The following is a 22,718-nucleotide window of genomic DNA, read 5'->3' on the forward strand; positions in this document are numbered from 1 at the left end:
GAAGTCTTATGACTGCAGATGCCCGCGACCGGATCTTGACGTGCTCACGTCGGCTTTTTAGTGAACGAACATTTGCGCAAGTGTCCTTAAAAGACATAGCCCAGGAAGCTGAGGTTTCAGTCGCGCTGATTGTGAAGCATTTCCACAACAAAGACTCGCTATTTGAAGCGACCGTGGATTTCAGTAATTCTTCAGAGGCTCTGTTTGCCGGGCCGTTTGAAGAGCTGGGACGAACGGCGATTCGGGAGACTCTTACTGCTCCGCATAATGCGCCTTATTCCATGGCGCGCATGATCACGGTGTCGACGGGAAATCCCGAAAGTTTGAATGCCATCGGTAAACGTATCCGCTCAGACCTGCAGGAAGTCTTAGTCAATCGCATCCGCAATGAAGCGCCGTATCCAAACCCGTCACCGGAACTCCGCGCGCAGTCTGCTTTGTCGCTTTTGCTAGGTCTATCAATGATGAGGCGTTTCGCTGATACCGACTTTTTGGCATTCAGCGAAACGTCTCTCGTAAACCACTATTCGCGTATCCTCCAACGGATTATCAACGGCGAAGCTCGTTAATCACGGCGGAGAAATCCAGGTTCCCATGTCCTTCGTCGACGAATGCTGCGTAAGTGTCAGCAGCAATCTTTCCGAGTACTGTTGAGGTTCCCGTGGCCTCGGCGGATTCCATGGCCAGTTTGAGGTCTTTGAGCATAAGCGCCGATGAAAACCCCGGCTTGAACTCATTATTCGCAGGCGAGGTAGGAACCACATCTGGAATTGGCGCATTTACTGAAAGCGACCAGGAGTTGCCCGTCGCATTGGACACCACATCAAAGAATGCTTGATGCTCGAGTCCCAAGCGTTCTCCCATGACAATTGCTTCTGAGAGCACCAATTGCTGCACAGCCAGGATCATATTGTTGCACGCTTTTACAGCTTGGCCATTGCCGCTTTGCCCACAATGAGTGATCGAGCGGCCCATGATGTCTAGCAGGGGCCTTGCCTTGTTAAAGGCCTCTTCCGTTCCGCCCACCATAAAAGCCAGCGTTCCTGCCTGAGAGCCTGTGACTCCCCCGGAAACTGGGGCGTCGACAAATAATGAGCCCCGTTCTTGGATAAATTCTCCTACCTCACGGGCATCCTGAACCGAAATCGTGGAGGAATCAATATAAAGCTTGGCCGCGGAGTCTGCCTCCACCAATTCCTCAATAACCTTCTTCACCAACGCGCCATTGGGCAGCATCGTGATTACGGCTTCTGCTCCTTGGGCAGCTTCAACAGCGGAATCAAAGGTGGCGACTCCTGCGTCTGCGACTGCCGTGCGTGCTTTGTCAGATACATCAAACCCGCGCGTTTCTAAGCCTGCTTTGGCAAGGTTGATGGCCATCGGACCGCCCATATTTCCCAATCCGATAACCGCAACTGTCGAAATAGACATGGTGTGCTCCTTTCTTAATCCATAACCGGCATAGAGAACTGAGGGCCTGCGTTGCTGTCGTCCGGCCAGCGGCTGGTGACGGTCTTCGTCTTCGTGTAGAAGCGGAAGGAATCTGGTCCATGCTGGTTGAGGTCACCGAATCCGGAGGCTTTCCAACCACCAAAGGTGTGGTAAGCAATCGGCACCGGAATTGGAACATTGATGCCAATCATTCCGACATTGACCTGGGTTGCGAAGTCACGGGCGGCTCCACCATTAGAGGTGAAAATAGCAACACCATTGCCATACTCGTGTTCAGTTGGGAGCTTTACTGCCTCTTCCAGAGTTTCAGCGCGAACCATGGACAGTACTGGACCAAAAATTTCATCGGTATAGATCGACATGTCAGGAGTGACGTGGTCAAAGAATGTGGGGCCAGTAAAGAAACCACCCGCGAGTGATTCTCCCTCATAGGAGGCATCCGACATGTCGAGCGTGCGGCCATCGGCAAGCAATTCTGCTCCGGCATCAACTCCCTGTCGGATATAGCTTTCTACCCGGTCCTTAGCATCTTGGGTAACTAAAGGTCCGTAGTCCGATGCCCCATCCAGACTGTGGCCAACCTTAAGCGAAGGAATCCGCGCTACCAGGGCATCGCGCAACTTGTCTGCGGTTTCTTGCCCGACTGGGACAACCACGGACAACGCCATGCATCGTTCACCGGCAGAACCGAAAGCAGCGCCCACCAGGGTGTCTGCGGTTGCTTCGATATCTGCATCGGGCAGGACAATCGCATGGTTCTTGGCACCACCGAAACACTGAGCCCGCTTGCCAGTTGCAGCACACCGCTCATAAATGTACTGCGCAATCGGGGTTGAACCAACAAATCCGATGGCCTGAACAATGTCAGAGTCCAGCAATGCATCCACTGATTCTTTACCACCGTGGACAACATTGAGAACACCTGCGGGAGCGCCAGCTTCAATGAATAACTCCGCTAGTTTCACAGGCACGGAAGGATCACGCTCAGAAGGCTTCAGAATGAACGCGTTACCTGCTGCAAGCGCAGGACCAGCCTTCCACAGCGGAATCATCGCTGGGAAGTTGAAAGGCGTGATACCTGCGACGACGCCGAGCGGCTGGCGCATTGAGTAGGTATCAATACCAGTGCCAACCTCGCTGGAGTACTCACCTTTGAGCTGGTGCGGAGCACCGAGTGCAAACTCCAAAACTTCCAGGCCACGCTGGATATCGCCCTTGGCGTCTGGGAAAGTCTTGCCATGCTCAAGAGACAAGGTCGTTGCAAGCGGGTCCATGTTTTCATTGATGAGCGAAATCCACTTCATGATGATGCGAACTCGCTTCTGCGGATTGAGCTTCGCCCAGACCTTTTGCGCTTGAGCGGAATTTTCGATGACATGGTTGACATCATCGACATTTGCCAGGACGACTTCGGATTGGGGTTTACCCAGGGAAGGATTCAGTACAGCCTGCGTTTTTCCTGACGTTCCGGCATATTCTTGACCGTCTACATAGTGCTTAATGGTGTTCATGATGTTCTCCTCCTGTGAACGATGTACAGCTCACATTAATGAGACGCATCACACCCGTCATGCAATCCTGTGCGCTAGAACACCATTCACCCCCTCCCCGCCGCACTTAACTGCATAGTACGATTTAGTGAATGGGTGTACACCATTCACTCAGAATTTGCGGGAGGAATACCAACGCGATGTCACCGAAACACAGGCAATTACACGAGAACTGGGAAGCCGACGTCATACTGAACGATGGCGGTATCGCCTCGCTTCGCCCAATCCGAAGGTCAGACACTGAAGAACTTCGGCGATTCTATTCGCGCGTGTCCGACCATTCAAAGTACCTGAGATTCTTTGCAGCGCACCCCGTGCTTACCGATGGGGACATCGAACTGTGGCTCGATACCAACGGCTACGACAAGGTCACCCTAGTAATGATCGAACGCGACAATATCATCGCGGTTGCCGGTTATGAACTAGTTGATGCTTTTCTTCCCGCGCGCGTGGGGGATGTTTCCTTTTTAGTACAGGACTCACACCAGGCCCGCGGTTGCGGAAACATTCTGCTGGAGCACCTTGCGGAGATCGGTAGGCAAGGCGGTATGGAACGGTTCTATGCGGAAATGCTCACGACAAACCGCCAGATGTCCCAAGTATTTATTCGCGCTGGATATTCTGCCGCTCCCGAACTCGAAGATGGTTACCTGACCGTTGACTTTGAAATCGAACCCAATATCAAATCACGCGACGTTATGGAACGTCGCGAAATGCGAGCAGAAGCCAATTCGATTGCTCGCATATTAAATCCAACTTCCGTAGCCGTGGTGGGCTCCATTGAAGGTCTTGGATCTGTAATCCCTTCGCTCGTGCAGGGAAATTACCAGGGAAAACTTCATATTCTTACGACCAATTCCAGCGAGGACTTCGCGTTAGAATCGCTAGAAAGACTCGACGAAGACGTTGACCTGCTGCTAATTGAACATGCTCCAGAAAACCTCGGAGCAATCATGGCTGCGGCCGCACAGCGCAACGCCAAAGGAATCATTGTGGTCGCAGGTAACCACAACCCAAACCTATCTTCCAGTGACAGCCGTGAATTGGTTCTTACAGCGCGCGACTTTGGACTGCGGGCACTAGGTCCGGCAGCATTGGGTGTCATCAACACCCAAGCATCGATAAGCCTAAATGCAACCCCTGCCCCCATGCCACCTGCTGGAAATATTGGCATCTTTACCCAGTCTGCCGGGGTCGGGACGCTGGTTCTCTCCCGCGCGATTGAACGTGGCCTTGGAATCAGTTCATTCATTGCCGCAGGCTCTTTTGCCGACATCACCGGCAACGATGTTATTCAATATTGGAGTACCGATGACAACACATCCGTTTGCCTGCTCTCTTTAGATTCCATTGGCAATCCCCGAAAATTCTTCCGCGTCCTGCATCGACTCGCTTTGGAAAAGCACGTGGTGGTATTCATTCCCTCCCGAGCTCTCAAATCTTCACGCTACTTTGCTGACGATGCTGGTTATGAATTAGAAGAAGTAGATCCACAGGCCTTGGATGAAATAATTCGCGATACCGGCTCCATGGTCGTAACCCGCAGGGAAAGCATGTACGACATCGCCCATTTGCTTACCCGGCAGCCCCTACCGCGCGGCAACCGAGTGGCACTCCTCTCCAATAGCGAGGGACTGACCATGCACATGGAACAAGCCGCCGCTAGATTTGGGCTCCAGCCTCATTCCATGACGGTAAATGAGTCCACTATAAACAATCTTGCTGAGCAAGCACAGCGCGCGCTTGCAAACCCAGCTATCGATGCAGTCTTGGTGACCGTTGTCGAAATCGGCACTGGCCACATCTTAGATTCGCTGACCCAAGAGTTGGATGAAATCGCTGCTCAAGCTCAAGACACACCACTTATTGGGTCTTTCGTCGGGTTTGGCAAGCCAACCGTTGCTGCTAAATACTTGCCAGTATTTGACACTTACGCTGATGCATTGGAAACGCTGCAGGTCATTGTGAGCAATGAGCACAGGCGAAGCGCAGCCCGCCCCCACCCCGACGACGAGCTGGCTGAAGGAAACTATCCGCGAGCAATGCAAACAGTAGAGAAGATTCTGCAGGATTCTCCCGATGGACGCTGGGCAACTGATAGCGAATGCGCAGAAATCCTCGCCGCCTATGACATCGAACTTGTCCCCTGGTTTGCTGTCCAAACCGTGGATGAAGCAATCGCCGCCAGCGAAGGCTTGGGGTGGGATGTAGTCCTTAAATCTGTAAGTCCGATGGTGCGCGGTAGATCTGAATGGCCCACGGTTATCCGACATATTCGCGATGAACACAGCATGAAAGAAGCATGGAATACCTTGCGTGAAATGGCCATTGAGTTAACACTCATTGACGAGGCAAGCGATGACATCACGGAACTAAAACCTGTGGTTCAAGCCAACGCCGCAACAGGGGCTTCACTTACCATTCGGGGCGTTGAAAGCACCGTCGTTGGGCCCATTATTTCGGCGGGCATCTCCGGGATCGCCAATGATTTACTTCAGGACAAGGCATGGCGCGTTCCTCCCATGCGCCGCTCTGACGCTAGATCGATGCTTCATTCACTCGCATCAAGTCCCTTGCTCACCGGATATCGCGGCGCCAAACCTTCCCAGATGTCAACCGTGGAAGAGATCATCATGCGCCTTGCACGTCTCAAGGACGACATTAGCTCCGTTGTAGAAGTCGAGCTCACGCCCGTAATCGCCGGGGTTAATTCCACTGAAGTAGTTGGCGCAAAAATGCGTATTGCCCCAATAGACGCGCAGCGTACTCCCCTCGCGCGTGCTTTTTCGCAGTAGGCAGGGCGACTGTGAAACTACTATTAATTGATACAGACGAAATTCACCGATACAGCCTCGGCGCGGAGCACCCCATGGGACCAGACCGCGTTGACGCTGCCTTAAAGCTTGCACATCAGCTCGGAATCTTAGACGCGTTTGAAGTATCCCAACCAGAGGGAGCTACCGATGAGATTCTTGAACTTGTCCACAGCAAGGCCTACATCCAAGCCACACGCGCTCATCAGTCGAATCCACTATTTGGAATCGGTACGGTAGATAACCCGGTAGTGCCAGGGCTTGCCGATGTTGCAGGTCGTATCAGCAGCGGCACTCTCCATGCAGCTCGTGCGGTGTGGGAAGGTACGGCAGATCGTGCGGTTAATCTTGCTGGTGGGCTGCACCATGCATTTCCAGATGCTATGTCAGGCTTTTGCATGTATAACGACGCCGCAATAGCCATTACCTGGCTGCTTGAGAATACAAATATCGAGCGCGTCGCCTATGTTGACTTTGATGCCCATCATGGTGATGGCGTGGAAAAGATCTTTTGGGATGATCCTCGTGTATTGACCATCTCAGTGCACGAATCAGGGCTTTATCTGTTTCCTGGTACCGGGCATGCTCATGAAATTGGAGGCCCGAGCGCTGCAGGGACGGCAATCAACATCGCGGTTTCAAAAAATGCCGGTGACCATGAATGGCTACAAAGCATCCACGCGGTTGTCCCCGCGGTTCTGCAAAAATTTGCGCCCGAGCTAATAATCAGCCAGCATGGCGCCGATCCCCACCGCTTAGACCCCTTGACTGACTTGGAGCTCAGCATGGACGCGATGGCTCTTGCCTATCATTCCATGAGTGCATGGGCTGACCAGTTCGCCAATGGAAAGTGGGTTGCCTTAGGCGGCGGGGGCTATCAGCCCTCTGGGGTGTCCAGGGCATGGACGCACGTATTGGCTGCGGTGAGCAAGCAGCTTATCGATGTCACCGCAAAAATCTCACCGAACCTACATATGGGTGACGAAGGAGTAGATTTGGGGGCCTTGGAGCAGTTCAGTCCCTGCCATGTCACAACCAGCCAGCCAAGCCCTGCACTGGTTGCGACATCACGGGCTGTATTTCCGTATTGGGGATTGCGCCCTTACGGCTAGACAAATGCTGAAACGCCAGTAATGGCTCGTCCCACGATGAGGGAGTTGATTTCGTACGTCCCCTCGTAGGTGTACAAAATCTCCGCATCATTCATCATCTTTGACAGGTCATAATCTGTCAGAATGCCGTTGCCTCCGCCAATATTGCGACCCGCAGCAGCGGATTCTCGAGCCAAACGGGTTGTGGTTGCTTTCGCCAAGGCAGCATGCGGCATTTCTAATTCCCCAGCCTCTTGCTTTCTTGCGATTTGAGACATCATGGATAGCGACACGGTGGCGTTGCCAAGAATTCGCGCCAAGGCTTCCTGGATGAGCTGGAATTTCGCAATCGGACGCCCAAACTGATCACGGGAGACCGCGTATTCACGAGCTTTATCAAAAATTCCAAGCTGCAAACCAGCTCCTTGCCACGCAACCCAAGCTCTGGAACTGCACAAAAAATCATTGGTATTTGCAAAGGACTCTGCGCCCGGAATGAGATTGTCATGCGGAATCAGAACGTCATCGAAGTGGATATTGGCGTTCTGCATGATGCGCAAGCCCATCTTCCGGGAAATTTTCTCCGTAGTAACGCCGTCTCGATCCATCTCTACGATGAATCCCTTCACCGCATTATCCTCGACATCCCGGGCAAAGCAGATGGCGAAGTCAGCAAAGGTTCCAGCCCCAATCCAGCGCTTTTGCCCATTAATTACCCAACCATCTTGGGTTCGCTGCGCTGTAGTAGCCAAGCCCCCGGCAATATCCGAGCCGTGTTCAGGCTCAGTCAGAGCAAAGCAGCCCAGCTTCTTAAATGATCGCAGACCGTCTAGCCACTTTTCACGTTGTGCATCACTGGCTAAGGCATCAATCAACGCCACTACCAATTCATTATGAATACCAACGAACGCTGAAATGGATACGTCTGCTCGGGTAACTTCCGCATATGCCAAACCGCGGTACAAGCGTGAAGTCCCAGACATTGCAATTTCTCCGAGCCCAAATTCCGCAAGTCGTGGCAGCAATTCAAATGGGAATTCTTCGCGGTCCCAGTATTCTCCTGCTACCGGGCATATTTCGGTCTGCAGGAACTCATGGAGGTTATTCAAGCGGTCAGACTCTTCGGCGTTTAGCTGGTCAGCAACGCCGAGGATATCTGCGTGTGGAAATGGAATAGCATGGAACGAGTGCTGCGTTGTATCTTCAAGATTTATAATCGGCGGCATGGATATACTCTCCAAACTTAACGCGGCTAGAGCCCATCCCCTAGCCTGACAGTACGATTTAACTAAGTACCGTACACGTAAATTTTTACCGTGTCGCGTGTTTTACAAACTTTAAAAATTAGCTCTAAGGATTCCCATGTCATCGAAATCGCCACTAACCCCTCGCCAGCGAGAGCTCTTCAACTCACTATTGCGAGACTTTTTAGAGGAGGGATTTGAGTCTTTTACCATCGACAATGCGAGCAAACGCTACCACTGCTCAAAGTCGACCATTTACGGGCTCGGAACTACGCGCGATGAGATTCTGTCACGAATCCTGGTGAGTTATTTCAAGGAAGTTACGCGACGAACAACCCCAGATCTCGCCTCCATCAAGTCATACCGAGACGCCTTTATCGAATACTTTGACAACATCAAGGAATCACTTTCCGCAGCTAGCCCTAAATTTATGCAAGACCTAGCCAGCGACCCTGTCGCGCATGACATCTATGCGGTCAACACCCAAGCCGCAACTCGGATCATTCATAACCTCCTCGAACTCGGAGTTGAGTCTGGGGAATTTTCCATCGATTCAATCGAACTGACTTCCCGCATCATTCAGCAGTCGATGGACAGCATTCAAAAAGGAACCTATTCCGACATCCTGAAGCCACAGGAGACCTACCCACACCTTGGCCGACTCATCATTAACGGCATAAGCAAAAAATAGTTTCCTCAAAATCGCTAGCATTTACTTCGCTTTCGAAGTAAAGTCACGTAGGACACACATCACATTCGGACGTGATACGTAGTTCATCACATAAATCTGTGCCATTTCTACGGGTTGTGTCCTTGACTTATCTTGAGGAGTCTCATGAATCCGGTTACCGAACAATTCCTAGCAGCACGCGACTTTCTCGTGGCCAACCGCGAAAATTACACCACAGCAGTAAATGAGTTTGAGTGGCCGCGGTTTGATTCATTCAATTTTGCAACTGATTGGTTCGACTACCTGGCAACGCAGTCGGAATCCGAAAACCGTGAAGCCATCGTCATTAATGAACAAGACGGTAGTAGCACGCGTCGTACATATAGCGAGATGTCCAAGCGCTCCCAACAGCTTGCAAATTGGCTAACAGACCAGGGCGTCAAGCGTGGAGATCACGTCATGCTGATGCTCAACAACCAGCTTGAGCTTTGGGAGAGCATGTTGGCATGCATCCGCGCTGGTTTTGTAATTAATCCCGCAACAGCCATGCTGGGCACAGACGATCTTCAAGACCGCACCGAACGTGCCGAAGTCTCCTGGGTCATTGTTAATAGCGATGACGCCCAGAAATTCCAAGGGGTCACTGGCGATTTCACTGTCATCCAGATCCAAGACGGTGAACCCGCTCAAACGTCACATCCCACGTTGTACTACTCTGACTCGCACAATGCCGCAGTTGAGTACACTCCGACACAGCAAACCCACGGCGATGAAACTCTCCTGCTCTACTTCACCTCAGGCACCACCTCAAAAGCCAAGCTAGTAGAGCACACTCATACGTCTTATCCAGTTGGGCACCTCAGTACTATGTACTGGATTGGCATCGAACCTGGCGATGTTCACTTAAACGTTGCTGCTCCGGGATGGGCCAAGCACGCGTGGTCTAACTTTTTCGCACCATGGATTGCCGGCGCAACCATCTTCATTTACAACTATTCTCGCTTTGATGCCGCTGCGCTCATGGCACAGATGGATAAAGAAGGCGTGACCAGTTTCTGCGCTCCACCGACTGTATGGCGAATGCTCGTACAGGCAGATCTTTCCTTGATGAAAAAGCCCCCGACAAAGATCGTGGGTGCTGGCGAACCGCTCAACCCTGAGTTGTTCAATGCCATCAAGCGGGGTTGGGGCGTCGAAATTCGCGACGGCTTTGGTCAAACTGAAACTTCCGTGCAAATTGCAAACACCCGTGGTGAGAAAGTTAAGCCAGGCTCCATGGGCAAGCCGCTCCCCGGATTCAACATCGCATTAATTGATCCTGCCTCTGGTGAAATCGGAGATACCGGAGAAATCTGCATCAAACTCGACCCCCGCCCCGTGGGACTCTTTAGTGGATACGTCGCATCTCCTGAAAAGAATGATGAAGTATTCCGTGATGGCTACTACCACACTGGCGATATCGCAGAGCGCGATAAAGACGGCTATATCTCCTACATTGGCCGCTCCGACGATGTTTTTAAAGCTTCGGACTACCGCCTCTCCCCCTTTGAGCTGGAGTCCGTCGTCATTGAGCACTCCGCCGTCGCCGAAGTTGCAGTTGTACCTTCACCAGATCCGATTCGACTGGCAGTTCCAAAAGCCTACGTGGCTCTGGCCAAAGGATTCGAGCCAGATGCCGAGACCGCAGAGTCAATCCTCAAGCACTGCCGGGATGGACTTGCACCATATAAACGTATTCGTCGACTGGAATTCTTCGAACTTCCAAAGACTGTTTCGGGCAAGATCCGCCGCGTAGATCTGCGCAAGCGTGAGAATGAAATTCATGCTGATGATGGTGGTGAAAATAAGGCATCTACTGAGTTCGCAGATTCTGACTTTCCAGCACTGAAAGGATAAGGTAGGAGCTTAATCAGTCAAGCAGCAGCCAAGGAGGAGAGTATGTCACCATATTCCGGGGCTGCTGCTTCTTTTGATTCCATCGCCGAAGGCCATCGCCAGTGGGAAAAGCATCATTCGCTTGAAAGCGCCGATGGAATCGCCGTTTTGTCCTCCGCAGCGCGTATGACTGAAATTCTTTTCCAAGGCGCAGAGAAAGTTCTGAAGCCATATGGGATTACTTTCGCACACTTTGAACTGCTTACTATGCTGGTGTACTCCCGCCGGGGTGGCTTACCAATGTCAAAGATTGGTGCACGCCTTCAGCTACCACCAGCATCATTAACGCACACAGTATCGAAACTGGAATCCGCTGGACTTGTGGAACGCAGCCGTGACCCAAAGGATAAGCGCTCAACACTTGTCAATATCACGGATCAAGGGATCGCACTCTCAAGCACCGCAACCCCAGCTTTGAATGAATATTTCACTAATCTACCGATGGACAAAGCCGACCAGGCTTCCGTCCGCCGCATTGCAGCGGAACTTAGAATCCAGGCCGGCGACCAGGTACTTAATAACTTTAAGAATTCTTAAAGTTCGGCTCACGCTTTTCGGAAAAGGCTGCCATTCCCTCTTTTTGGTCTTGTGATGCAAACAGTGAATGGAAGGTGCGGCGTTCAAACAACAGTCCCTGAGACAGTGATGTCTCATAAACTACGTTGACCTGCTCTTTGATCATCGATGTCGTGACCTGCGACTTGGATGCAATCAGGTTGGCAGTCTCAAGAGCTTTATTTAACAGCTCGTCTGGAGCGACAATCTGCGCAACTAGGCCACTTCTTTCGGCTTCTTCGGCATCCATCATGCGCCCGGTTAGACACATTTCCATTGCTTTAGCCTTACCGACCGCACGGGTTAAACGCTGGGATCCACCCATTCCTGGTGTAATCCCCAAATTGACTTCTGGTTGCCCGAACTTGGCCTTTTCACCAGCAATAATAAAATCACACATCATTGCTAGTTCGCAGCCGCCGCCCAGCGCATATCCGTTGACCGCAGCAATGACTGGCGTCCGGACCGCTACAAATTGATCCCAGTTTGCGAACCAGTCTGCCTTGTACATTTCAACGCTGGTCTTAGACGACATTTCCTTAATGTCAGCACCAGCTGCAAAAGCCTTTTCAGAACCTGTAAGAACGATTGCGCCAACAGCTTCATCTGCATCAAAAGCTTGCGCTGCTGAGATGATTTCCTCTTGAGTTTCCTTGTTCAAGGCGTTGAGAGCTTTAGGCCGATTGAGGGTAATCAGTCCAACATTCTCACGAGTTTCAACGATGATGTTGTTGTATTCCATGGTCTATCTCCTTAAAACTTAGGTCCATTAGTTCCGCGACGGTCCAGGATTTCCACTACCGCACCTGCATCCACATCTTGAAGATGCGAATGACTCCACTTTGGATTTTTGTCTTTTTCAATAATGAGTGCACGCACGCCTTCTAAGAAGTCGCCATCTTGGCGCATGTTCAGTGACATCCAGTACTCCGTCGTTAAGGCTTCCCCCAGAGTACCGACGGAAGCTCGCTCAAGCAGGAGCTCAGTTACTTTCAACGATAACGGCGGATGGTTGCTGATCTTCTCAGCTGCTTTAACCGACCAATGATCATCGGGTTTGCCTTCGGCTAGATTCTGAAGTCGCTTGAGGGTCTCTTCAACGCTGTCCGCTGAATAAACGTCAACCATCTCTGAACGATCACCAGCAAAACTCTCGCCAGGATCTGAGGCAAACTTTTCTATCTCTGCCGCATTTCCTGTAGCTGCCAGTATTTCAACCAACTCATCCAACTTGTCATCGGTGACGTAAAAATCAGCAAAACCTAAATCAATTGCTTCTGCGGCTCCCACGTGAACTGCGGTATACGCTAAATGGTAACCAAGCCGGTCTCTTGAGTGCGCCAAGATATAGGAACCACCTGCATCAGGAGCAAATCCGATTCCCACTTCTGGCATTCCCAAGCGAGTCGAATTAGTTACGATTCGGTGCGAACCGTGGGAAGATACACCAACTCCTCCACCAAGAACGATGCCCTTCATCAGCGGAACGTAGGGTTTAGGATACGAGGCGATGAGGTGATTGAGCTCGTATTCCTCTCTAAAGAAAACCGGGCCCAATTCCGCATCTGCGTATAACGCGGCAATATCGCCCCCCGCACAGAAAGCTCGATCTCCAGCTCCGCGTACAACTACAAGAGCAATATCATCATCACTTGCCCAATCTTTGAGCGTTTGTGACAGTGCCCGAATCATCTCCAAGTCCAATGCATTAAGTGCTGCGGGACGATTCAAAGTAATAATGCCAGCGTGCCCGTTTTTGGTCACTAGCACTTTTTCAGTCATCTTCATTCTCCTCTAATTTCTTTCTAGAAGTAGTGCTTCACCTTGACCGCCACCACCACACAGAGCAATACCTGCCTTCTGTGCTCCATTAGCCAAAAGATGCGCGGCATGAACCACTAATCGGGCGCCTGATGCTCCAATGGGGTGGCCCATTGCAATTGCGCCGCCCTGTGCATTTACTTTGTCCGGATCTATCCCCAATTCTCTGGCGGAGTGGACCACGACAGCAGCGAAGGCTTCATTAATCTCGATAACGTCAAGGTCTTCAACCTCCCACTGTTGCCGATTCAACGCTGCTTTGAGAGCATTGGCCGGCTGCGCCTGCAAGGAACTATCCGGGCCTGCCACCTGTCCGGCGGCACGCAACGTCGCCAAAGGAACCCATCCATTTTCTTGAGCCTTTGCACGTGTCGTCAGCACTACAGCTGCTGCACCATCTGAAATGGGGGAAGCATTTCCAGCGGTAATCGACCCATCTTTTTCAAAGGCTGGGCGCAAATTGCTTAAGGATTCTTCGGTAACGCCTTCACGAATACCTTCATCTGCTTCGACTACTTCGACACCTTTTCGACTCTTGACCTCAATGTTTACCAATTCATGCGAAAAATCCGCAGTCGCCGCCCGTTCATGCGATAGCACAGAACAATGATCTTGCTCTTGCCTCGTCACCGGATAACGGTCTGCATATTTCTCCGAAAGGCTGCCCATCGATATCTCCAAGTCAGCGGCTCGGAGTCCATCATGATCCATATGGTCGATCATGACAGTAGGACCATATTTGTGGCCTTTGCGTAGGCCTAGCAACAAATGCGGAGCCTGCGACATCGATTCCATGCCACCTGCTACCACTACCTCAGCCTCTTGGGACCGCAACAAACGGGAAGCATCAATGATTGCGCTCAACCCAGAGAGACAGACTTTATTAACGGTCGTTGTGTGCGCGCTAGGAGGCACTCCTGCACCCAAAGCCGCTTGCTTTGCTGGGTTTTGGCCAGCTCCAGCTTGCAGAACCTGCCCCATTATGACTGCATCCACTAACGACGGATCAACACCACCTTGTTCTAAGGCGCCATGTATTGCATGCGCACCAAGCTCGGTCGCAGCCAAGCTAGAAAGCCCACCCAAGAGTTTTCCAAATGGTGTCCTAGCTGCTCCAACAATGACAATGTCTGATTGTTCCATCGATACACCTTTGCAAGTTCTAAGAAGTAATCCAATAGTACGATATTTCAATCAATCGTACACCTTCGCAATGGCGCACGTCACCTAATTCCAATTTATGACCCGGGAGTTTCATAGACGTGACTTCTGCCATATAGTGGATTGGTCGGTGGGATAAAACATATCAACGCCGAAATCACTTTGGCTTAACTGCACAACAGCAAGGAGCATTCGATAAATGTCTGATACGCAGGTCACGCAAGAACCTCAAACCAAACGGTCGGTAAATAATTCTTGGGTGATTACGCTTTTCGGCACCGCAGTGGGTGCCGGAATTTTGTTCTTGCCAATCTCCGCCGGCAGCTTCGGCTTCTGGCCGTTGCTCATCGCAACAGCGCTTATCGGCCCGATGACCTACTTCGCGCACCTCGCATTTTCGTGGATGATGAGCTCTTCTCGTCTCCAGGGCGAAGATGTGCTGGTCATCCTCACGGATTACTTTGGCAAAAAGGCCGGCATTGTTATCGCGATTATCTACTGGTTCACATTCTTCCCAGTGGTATTGATCTACGGCGTTAGTATCGTCAACACCGTAGACAGTTTCGTAGTCAACCAGCTCGATGGCCCGTCCATTTCCCGCTGGATTCTGGCTCCACTCCTTGTCGGTCTTATGACCCTGGCACTGGCCTTCGGTGACAAGATCATGCTGATTGTCGCGCAGTTCGTGGTCTACCCACTGATCATCGCACTGGCTGCAGTGTCGCTGTACCTGATTCCGCAGTGGGACATCGCCTCTTTCATGGAAGCAGGACCTAAGGACGCCGGCGGAATGGTGAGCGCAATGATTCTTATCCTGCCGGTCTTGGTTTTCGCTTTCTCCTTCGTCGCTGCAATTTCGCAGTTCGTATTGGATATGGAAAATAACTACGGCCAAAACCACGGCCGCCAGACCACCAAGGTCATTCGCAATGCTGTTGTCTTGCTGACCGTATTCACGATGTTCTTCGTCTGGTCCAGCGCGCTGGCCATGGGTGCAGACGGCATGGACACTGCCAATGAGCTCAACCTCCCGGTTCTGTCTTACTTCGCTAATGTCACCGGCACGCCATTTATGGCTTACATGGCGCCAATCGTCGTTATTTGTGCAATTGCGTCTTCTTACTTCGGCCACTCTTTAGGCACCGTGGAAGGCACCAAGTATCTGGTTGGCCTCGTAGCTCCTTCGACCAAGGACATCCCAGCGCGCAAGATGGATCTGTGGACTTACCTGTTCATCTTCGTGGTCACGTCCCTTGTTGCAGTGCTTAACCCATCCATCTTGGACATGATTTCGGTGGTCGGCGGTATCTTCTTCGCGCTAATGACCTACCTGCTACCAATGTTCGCGGTGTACAAGGTTGATGCACTCAAGCGGTTCCGCAACCGCAAGACCAACTACTTCGTTATGGTTATGGGTGTCATTGTTTTGTTCGCGACTATCTGGGACATGGTCTCTTAAGTGATTAAATGGGAGGTATGACACAACCTCCCTTAATCCTCGCGATTACGGCCTGCCCCACCGGCATCGCCCACACATACATGGCGGCAGAAAACCTCGAAGCTGCCGCCCAAGAGCTGGGTTATGACATCAAGATCGAAACCCACGGTTCCATCGGCGTGGAGGGGCACTTCACGTCCGAAGACATCGACAAAGCTGATGCAATCCTCATCGGCGCCGATACTGTTATTAATAAGGACCGGTTCGTCGGTAAGCGTCTGATTGCCACCGGTGTTGATGCAGCTATCAAACAGCCCAAAGAACTGATTAAGAAATCGCTCGAGGCCCCGATTTATGATCAGGGGGCATCGCAAAGCGAAACTAGCGATGAAGACACCTCGCGCTTAAGCTTTGGCCAAACGTTGTATAAAGCCTTGATGAATGGTGTCTCGCACATGATTCCATTCGTGGTCACCGGCGGTTTGCTGCTTGCCCTATCGCTATCGCTCGGCGGCACAGCCACACCAGAAGGCCTGGTCATCCCGGATGACTCACCCTGGATGATCATCTCCCAAATCGGTGAGTTGGCCTTTTCACTTATGGTTCCGGTACTTTCCGGCTTTATTGCCGTCGGTATCGCGGACCGCCCTGGCCTTGCCCCGGGTCTTATCACCGGACTTATTGCCGTCAATGGCGATTTATACGGCTCGGAAGCCAATGCCGGATTTATCGGCGGTATCGTCACCGGTATTTTATCGGGCTATGTTGCCCTATCCATTAAAAAGATTCCGGTACACAAGTTTATCGCGCCGATTTGGCCGATTATTGTCATTCCGATTATCACCACGGTGGTCGTTGGACTGTTGTTTATCTATCTCATCGGCGCGCCAATTGCATCGCTTTTCGATGCCCTCACCGTCGCCCTCGCCGGCATGCAAGGCGCCTCCACCTTAGTTTTGGGCGCAGTCATCGGAGCGATGATCGCCGCCGATATGGGTGGACCGTTCAACAAGACTGCATTCCTCTTCGGTGGTGGCCTTATTGCCGCGGGCAATCCCCTGCCCATGGGTATGGCTGCCACAGCCATTGCGGTTCCACCGCTCGCGGTTGGCGTGGCCACACTCCTTCGTCGCACCTGGTTTAATAAGGCGGAAAAAGACTCCGGCATCGCCGCGCTCTTTATGGGATTCTTCGGCATCACTGAAGGCGCCATTCCACTTGCCGCTGCTCGTCCACTTCAAGTCATTCCGGCCAATATTATCGGCGGCGCGGTCGCCGGTGCACTCGCCGGTATGTTCAGCGTCGCAGACAATGTCATGCACGGCGGCCCCATCGTCGCGGTCTTTGGTGCTGTCGATAATGTCATCGGATTCTTCATCGCCATGGCAGCTGGTATCGCCGTTAACGCCCTGCTCATTATTGTCCTCGTCGGGATTTCTAACAGAGGCGATAAGGAAGATGACACCTCGCACGAAACTCCTGAAACAGTCCCCGCAGCCAGTTCCGCCATAGCGACGAAGACCCGCACTGAGACAGCACTCATTGCTGAAGACGTGGTCCTTTTGGACGCAGAATTTCACTCCCGCGATGAAGTAATCACTGCGCTAGTTGATACGGCAGCCAAAGCCGGAAGAATCAGCAACGCAAGCGACGTTATCTCGGCAGCACTTGCCCGCGAAGAACAGCATTCCACCGGCGTCGATCACCAGGTCGCAATCCCGCACGCACGCAGCAGTGCGGTGACCCAACCGACCCTAGCTTTCGCACGACTACGTGAACCTGGTGTGCAATGGGCCGAAGATGAAGAACCATCACGCCTCATCTTCCTCATCGCTGTTCCAGAAGATGCGGGCAAGGCGCATCTCAAACTGTTGTCGAAGCTTGCGCGAAATGTCATGAAAGAAGAGTTCCGTGAAGAATTGTATGCGGCTGCAACCCCCACAGATGCGGTTAATACGATTGAATCTGTGCTGGATTAGCAGTACTTTTCACGTAAAGTCGGGAGGATGAAACTCACCCGCATCGCAAGCGCCCTCGCGCTGCTCATTGTTTGGCTTGCCATAGCCGGCGTGGGCGGCCCCACTTTTGGGAAAATTTCAGAAGTTAGCACCAACGATAAGTCCACGTTCTTGCCTGCTACCGCGGAATCAACGCGGGCGGGTGAACTGGCCGAAGAGTTCTCAGATAACCAAGGCATTCCTGCAATTATTACAGGCAAGGTCACCGAGGTCGACGACACTGCCTTAGAGTCCGGGGCGCAAGCTCTGGATTCTGTCGAAGGCATCTTGCAGGTCATTGGCCCACAAATCTCCGAAGATGGTGAGGCTGTTGAATACATTGCGCTCATCGATACTGAGTCCGCCGACCCCACCGAGGTTGTTGAAAAACTATCTGCAGAGGTTTCTGACCAGGGATTTGAGCCATCCCAATACGGTGATTTCTATGTTTCCGGGCCGGCCGGATTTAGCGCTGATCTGGTCAACGCTTTCGCAGGCATCGACGGCATCCTATTGTTAGTCGCGCTTGCCGCAGTGCTGGTTATTTTGGTTGTGGTCTACCGTGCCGTGCTGCTGCCATTTCTTGTCATTTTCACCGCTGTGGCCGGATTGTGCGCAGCTATTTTGGCAACCTACTGGATGGCAAAAGCCGGAATCATTGTCCTCAACGGACAGTCCCAAGGCATCTTGTCCATTTTGGTTATTGGCGCAGCCACCGACTATTCACTGCTTTTGGTGGCAAGGCAAAGAGAAGAATTACAGCACACAGAATCCGTTGCGGATTCTCTAAAAACCTCGTGGAAGGCCTCCTTCGGTGCTATCACCGCATCAGCTGCAACTGTGGCCATCGCACTGCTGTGCTTGTTGGTTTCGGATCTCAATTCGAACCAGTCCTTAGGCCCTATCGCTGCCACCGGCATCTTCTTTGCTTGGGTCGCTGCATTAACCCTGTTACCGGCACTGCTATTTTTGTGCGGACGCGCGGCATTTTGGCCCGTCACCCCGAAGATTACTGGATCCGGCAGCTCACATAAATTCTGGAACAAAGTCGCTGATTTCGTGGAAGGCAGCCCCCGCAAGGTCTGGGCAGGCACCTTAATCGTGCTTTTCGCCGGTGCCGCCTGGCTACCAACGCTCAACGCCACTGGAGTTTCTAACTCCGATAGTTTGCTCTCCGACACCGAAGCCAAGGCCGGGCAAGAAATCCTCAATGAGCACTTCGATGCTGGCGCTGGTTCACCTGCCTCCATCATCGCACCTGAAGAATTAGAAGATGATGTGATGGGGATTTTGGAAAAGCATCCCGAAATCTCCCAGGTGACGTTGACGTCTGAATCGGGAGCACCGGCGAATACTCCCCCGATGAACTTGGAACCAAATGTGGTTGATGGCCGGATCTATTTCCAAGCCACGTTGAACCAGGAAGCAGATTCACTAGAAGCACAAGACACGGTCGCACAGCTTCGCGATGAGTTCGCTACCCTTGACGGCGACATCCTCGTGGGTGGGGAATCTGCCACTTCCTTGGACTCGAACCTCACTGCTGAACGAGACCTCCGGGTCATCGTGCCACTGGTCTTAGCAGTGGTTCTCGTCGTGCTCATTATCTTGCTGCGCGCCTTTGTGCTTCCGGTGCTGTTGCTGCTTGCAACAGTAATCAGCTTCGCTTCGGCAATGGGTGTATCCGCACTGGTCTTTAACCATATCTTCGGTTTCTCCAATGCCGATCCCACCGTGCCGCTCTACGGCTTTATCTTCCTCGTCGCGCTCGGCGTGGACTACACCATCTTCCTGATGACCCGCGCAAAAGAAGAAACGCCCGAAAAGGGCACGAAGAAGGCGGTACTGCACTCGCTCACGGTCACCGGTGGAGTTATTACCTCAGCCGGTGTGGTCCTCGCGGCCACCTTCGCTGCGCTTTCTGTTATTCCACTGATGTTCATGGTGCAGCTGGCATTCATCGTTGCCTTCGGTGTCTTATTGGATACTTTTATTGTGCGCACCCTGCTGATTCCAGGCTTGGTCACTGACATCGGCCAGAAGGTCTGGTGGCCGTCGCGCCAGAGTAAAGAATCCCAAGAAGAAGTTTCTGAAATCTCTTCATAGCCCCGTAGTCTGAGCAAGGCGGGAGAACGACTGAACAAAGTCGTTCTCCCGCCTTTGTTGTCTGAAAAAGTCTCCCCTGCCATCTAATCTGCCCGCGATTGAAGTCAACTGGGAGATTCAACAAAAGTACGAAATTGCCGTTACTCGTACTATTTCGCTCAAATATCCACCAAACGCAGCTGAACTATGAACTTTTCCGCAGAAGTTTCAGGTGATTTAGCCACGCCAGCTCCATTCGAGTATCTACTTCAAATAACGATCGACTCGTCTTTTCTTCAAATTTGGAAATGCGGTAACGCAGTGTGTTTTCATGCACGAACAGCACCTCGCTAGCCTTGCGATAGCTAAATCCGGATTCAATAAATGCCCACACAGAGTCCAACAACATATCTCCCCCATCAGGCTCATCTGCCAGTGACTGCAAGTAATTTGTGTGCACCAACTGTTCAATCGCAGGCATCCCCGGAACAGCAAGACGCCAAGATTGAGACCGGATATCATGCCAACCAGTAGCCTCTTTTGGCAGCGATCTTTTCACCAGAATGGCTTCAGCCATCGACTCCGGCAGCCCGCTTAATGTCCGCGGGTCCCCCACCGCAAATAGCCATTTCGAATGGTTCAGCCGGGCGGGACTAGCCGGCACAACGGCTGCTAGGAGTCCATCAAATTCCCCAGCGATAGCCGGGGAATCACCAGTTGAACAGGACCTTTCAACCAGGTCAATCCAATCTAATCCACCACTGTCCCCCACCATCACGCGGTATTGCGAGGTTGGGTCGAGGGAGAGATTACGAGCACTATTTACAACCGCAATTGAATCTGGCTCGGAAGACAGCAACAGCATGATCAGCTCATTCTTCTCAGCCCTACGGTGCATAATCTCGCCTGCGGAATACTGCCGATAATCACGAGCCACATCGGTCATAAGTTTTTCACTCATAGCCCAGAAAACTTCCAAGACCTCTAACCGGTCATCAAAAGGTAGCCCCATTTCAGCAGAACACTGCTTGAATCTGTCCTGGGCCGAAGCAAGGGTTAAGCGATGCCCGCGCATAACCGAGTCAACGCCAATATTCTGTCCAATCCTGCGTGTCACTATTGATTCCAAAGGCAGACTAGACGTCCAATCCGGTACGGTACCTACCCCAATTTGGTCCAGAACCAGGTCGATAATCTCACCCACTGTGTTCACCAAGTCAGTTCTCTCAACATGGGCATATTCAGGCATTTCTTTATAAATGCGATTCACCGCGGCGACCACTATTTCTTCATGGTCTTGTCTTAGTCGCGATAAGACCGAACTAATAGTTGAGTAATGAATATCCGACATGACAGTGATTGTAGAAAATTACAAACGGTTTTGTCAGAGATTAGAGCTTTATCCATTGAAGGCATTTGTGTCGCACGTCATAGTTGTCACATCGGCAATTAACGCCGCTTCTCCATTCCCCACCCCAATACGCAAAGGGTTTCGCTCATGACTCAAACGATTCGACCGACCACAGAAGCAATTCAGCCAGAAAGAACAAAGAAGCAAAAGCGCAAAGCTTTCATTGGAGCTATCGCTGGGCACCTCATTGAATGGTATGACTACGGTGTTTACGGTTTTGTGGCCGTCTACGTTGGTACTGCCTTCTTCGCAGCGTCTACCCCGGCGATTGCGCTGCTCTCATCTTTTGCCACTTTCGCACTTTCCTTCTTTATGCGTCCGCTCGGTGGACTTGTATTTGGCCCACTTGGTGATCGCATTGGACGTAAGAACACTATGGCTCTAGTCATGTTCTTAATGTCAGGGTCGACCTTCGCAATTGGTCTTATGCCAACTTATGCTTCCATCGGTATCTTTGCACCGGCGCTGCTGATTCTGGCTCGCTGTCTTCAAGGCCTCTCAGCTGGTGGCGAGATTGGCACTGTTACCTCATACGTTGCTGAGTTCGGTGGCGAAAAGCGTCGCGGTCTCGCAACCTCTTTGCTTATGACTATCGCCGTATCCGGTCTTCTCCTCGGTTCAATTGTCGCGAATGGTCTCGCAGCAATCCTAGGAGAAACAGCAATGCAAGACTACGGCTGGCGCATTCCGTTCCTCATTGCTGGGCCGCTCGGCCTCATGGCGGCGTACATCCGCTCACGCCTCGAGGACTCCGCACAGTTTGAAGTCATTTCGAATTCTGGCTTCCAAGAAAAATCACCTATTCGTGCATGCTTTGCGTGGAGCCGCAATCTGCTCTTAGTCGCCTTCTCCATTGCCCTCCTCGCGTCCATGTTCTACATGATTCTCACCTACGCATCCACCTACTTCGTGAACACTCTGGGATTTAGCCCCACTACTCGCTTCTGGCTCATCACTGTCGCAGGTCTGACCGCGGCATGCTTGATGCCACTAGGTGGACTGATCTCTGATATCTATGGTCGCCGGCCACTGCTCATCACCACATCAGCGTTGACCATCCCTGCATTGTGGTGGTTCTTCAGCACAGCACCTGGAGCAACACCAAGTTCAATTTTCTTGCCATTCATGTGCTGCGCAGTACTGTTTGGGCTGTATTCCTCAATGCCATACGCCATCATGACCGATCTTATCCCGACACAGATTCGTTCTACTGGCATCTCCATGGCGTACAACATTCCGGTTGCCGTATTCGGCGGTTCTGCACCATTTATCGCAACTTACCTGGTCAACCTCACCGACGACATTCGCGCACCGATGTACTTCTTTATCGGTACGGCAGTACTATCCCTTATCTCCTCCATCATCATTTCTCCACGCCACTACCAGGAGGTCAAGGTGGCAGAAAAGCATCTTCTTGACCGCATCGCAGCGCACAATGCCGGCGACCGCGAAGAAGAGCTTTCGCCGGAAGTTACTCCTCCAGCACAGTAAAACT

At 51.9% G+C, this 22,718-nt stretch carries 17 protein-coding genes; 10 read left to right on the forward strand and 7 right to left on the reverse strand.

Annotated features, from left to right (window positions below):
• Window positions 1–8 precede the first annotated feature (8 nt).
• On the forward strand, window positions 9–569 hold the full coding sequence (locus C5Y44_RS00670; RefSeq protein WP_105323218.1) for a TetR/AcrR family transcriptional regulator: 561 nt from the start codon (window positions 9–11) through the stop codon (window positions 567–569).
• Here C5Y44_RS00670 and mmsB read toward each other — a convergent pair.
• Window positions 550–1,425: a 3-hydroxyisobutyrate dehydrogenase gene (mmsB, locus tag C5Y44_RS00675; RefSeq protein WP_105323645.1), complete on the reverse strand. Its 876-nt coding sequence runs from the start codon at window positions 1,423–1,425 to the stop codon at window positions 550–552. The genes C5Y44_RS00670 and mmsB overlap by 20 nt on opposite strands.
• 20 nt (window positions 1,426–1,445) lie before the next feature.
• Window positions 1,446–2,963 carry a CoA-acylating methylmalonate-semialdehyde dehydrogenase gene (locus tag C5Y44_RS00680; protein ID WP_105323219.1) on the reverse strand — a complete coding sequence of 506 codons (1,518 nt, stop codon included), beginning with the start codon at window positions 2,961–2,963 and terminating at the stop codon, window positions 1,446–1,448.
• Window positions 2,964–3,271: 308 nt separating this feature from the next.
• Between C5Y44_RS00680 and C5Y44_RS00685 the strand changes: the two genes are divergently transcribed.
• Together C5Y44_RS00685 and C5Y44_RS00690 are read left to right on the forward strand one after the other, a co-directional pair.
• Entirely contained in the window at window positions 3,272–5,797 is a 2,526-nt protein-coding gene (locus tag C5Y44_RS00685) for a GNAT family N-acetyltransferase (protein ID WP_233189771.1), read from the forward strand.
• 11 nt (window positions 5,798–5,808) lie between these two features.
• Entirely contained in the window at window positions 5,809–6,927 is a 1,119-nt protein-coding gene (locus C5Y44_RS00690; RefSeq protein ID WP_199185953.1) for an acetoin utilization protein AcuC, read from the forward strand.
• Here the strand turns inward: C5Y44_RS00690 and C5Y44_RS00695 are convergent.
• Window positions 6,924–8,132 (reverse strand): acyl-CoA dehydrogenase family protein, encoded by a 1,209-nt coding sequence (locus C5Y44_RS00695; RefSeq protein WP_105323221.1) that lies wholly within the window; start codon window positions 8,130–8,132, stop codon window positions 6,924–6,926. The genes C5Y44_RS00690 and C5Y44_RS00695 overlap by 4 nt on opposite strands.
• Before the next feature lie 136 nt (window positions 8,133–8,268).
• On the opposite strand from C5Y44_RS00695, the gene C5Y44_RS00700 reads away from it, so the two are divergent.
• The 3 genes from C5Y44_RS00700 to C5Y44_RS00710 all read left to right on the forward strand — a co-directional run bounded on the left by C5Y44_RS00700 (window position 8,269) and on the right by C5Y44_RS00710 (window position 11,292).
• Window positions 8,269–8,841 (forward strand): TetR/AcrR family transcriptional regulator, encoded by a 573-nt coding sequence (locus C5Y44_RS00700; RefSeq protein WP_105323222.1) that lies wholly within the window; start codon window positions 8,269–8,271, stop codon window positions 8,839–8,841.
• 144 nt (window positions 8,842–8,985) lie between these two features.
• Entirely contained in the window at window positions 8,986–10,716 is a 1,731-nt protein-coding gene (locus tag C5Y44_RS00705) for an AMP-binding protein (RefSeq protein WP_105323223.1), read from the forward strand.
• A gap of 42 nt (window positions 10,717–10,758) precedes the next feature.
• A complete protein-coding gene (locus tag C5Y44_RS00710) occupies window positions 10,759–11,292 on the forward strand; it encodes a MarR family winged helix-turn-helix transcriptional regulator (protein WP_105323224.1) in 534 nt (177 codons plus the stop codon).
• Here the strand turns inward: C5Y44_RS00710 and C5Y44_RS00715 are convergent.
• The 3 genes from C5Y44_RS00715 to C5Y44_RS00725 are packed head-to-tail and all read right to left on the reverse strand — an operon-like array spanning window position 11,279 to window position 14,274.
• Window positions 11,279–12,052, reverse strand: a complete 774-nt coding sequence (locus tag C5Y44_RS00715; RefSeq protein WP_105323225.1) for an enoyl-CoA hydratase — start codon at window positions 12,050–12,052, stop codon at window positions 11,279–11,281. The two genes, C5Y44_RS00710 and C5Y44_RS00715, sit on opposite strands and share 14 nt — an antisense overlap.
• 11 nt (window positions 12,053–12,063) lie before the next feature.
• The gene (locus C5Y44_RS00720) at window positions 12,064–13,092 is read right to left on the reverse strand and encodes an enoyl-CoA hydratase/isomerase family protein (protein WP_105323647.1); all 1,029 of its coding nucleotides are present in this window, start codon (window positions 13,090–13,092) and stop codon (window positions 12,064–12,066) included.
• Between the two features lie 12 nt (window positions 13,093–13,104).
• Window positions 13,105–14,274: an acetyl-CoA C-acyltransferase gene (locus C5Y44_RS00725; protein WP_105323226.1), complete on the reverse strand. Its 1,170-nt coding sequence runs from the start codon at window positions 14,272–14,274 to the stop codon at window positions 13,105–13,107.
• 217 nt (window positions 14,275–14,491) lie between these two features.
• Here C5Y44_RS00725 and C5Y44_RS00730 point away from each other — a divergent pair, with 217 nt between their 5' ends.
• Genes C5Y44_RS00730 through C5Y44_RS00740 form a run of 3 tightly spaced genes read left to right on the forward strand, consistent with a single transcriptional unit; the run spans window position 14,492 to window position 19,833 of the window.
• Entirely contained in the window at window positions 14,492–15,751 is a 1,260-nt protein-coding gene (locus C5Y44_RS00730) for an amino acid permease (RefSeq protein ID WP_105323227.1), read from the forward strand.
• Between the two features lie 17 nt (window positions 15,752–15,768).
• Window positions 15,769–17,709: a fructose-specific PTS transporter subunit EIIC gene (locus tag C5Y44_RS00735; RefSeq protein WP_105323228.1), complete on the forward strand. Its 1,941-nt coding sequence runs from the start codon at window positions 15,769–15,771 to the stop codon at window positions 17,707–17,709.
• 27 nt (window positions 17,710–17,736) lie between these two features.
• Window positions 17,737–19,833, forward strand: coding sequence for an MMPL family transporter (locus C5Y44_RS00740; protein WP_105323229.1), 2,097 nt, complete (start codon window positions 17,737–17,739; stop codon window positions 19,831–19,833).
• Window positions 19,834–20,017: 184 nt separating this feature from the next.
• Here the strand turns inward: C5Y44_RS00740 and C5Y44_RS00745 are convergent, their stop codons facing one another.
• Window positions 20,018–21,163 (reverse strand): CdaR family transcriptional regulator, encoded by a 1,146-nt coding sequence (locus C5Y44_RS00745; RefSeq protein WP_105323230.1) that lies wholly within the window; start codon window positions 21,161–21,163, stop codon window positions 20,018–20,020.
• Between the two features lie 147 nt (window positions 21,164–21,310).
• On the opposite strand from C5Y44_RS00745, the gene C5Y44_RS00750 reads away from it, so the two are divergent.
• On the forward strand, window positions 21,311–22,714 hold the full coding sequence (locus C5Y44_RS00750; protein WP_105323231.1) for an MFS transporter: 1,404 nt from the start codon (window positions 21,311–21,313) through the stop codon (window positions 22,712–22,714).
• The last annotated feature ends 4 nt before the right edge of the window (window positions 22,715–22,718 follow it).

The sequence above is a fragment of the Corynebacterium sp. J010B-136 genome (genome assembly GCF_002967075.1).
GTDB lineage: Bacteria > Actinomycetota > Actinomycetes > Mycobacteriales > Mycobacteriaceae > Corynebacterium.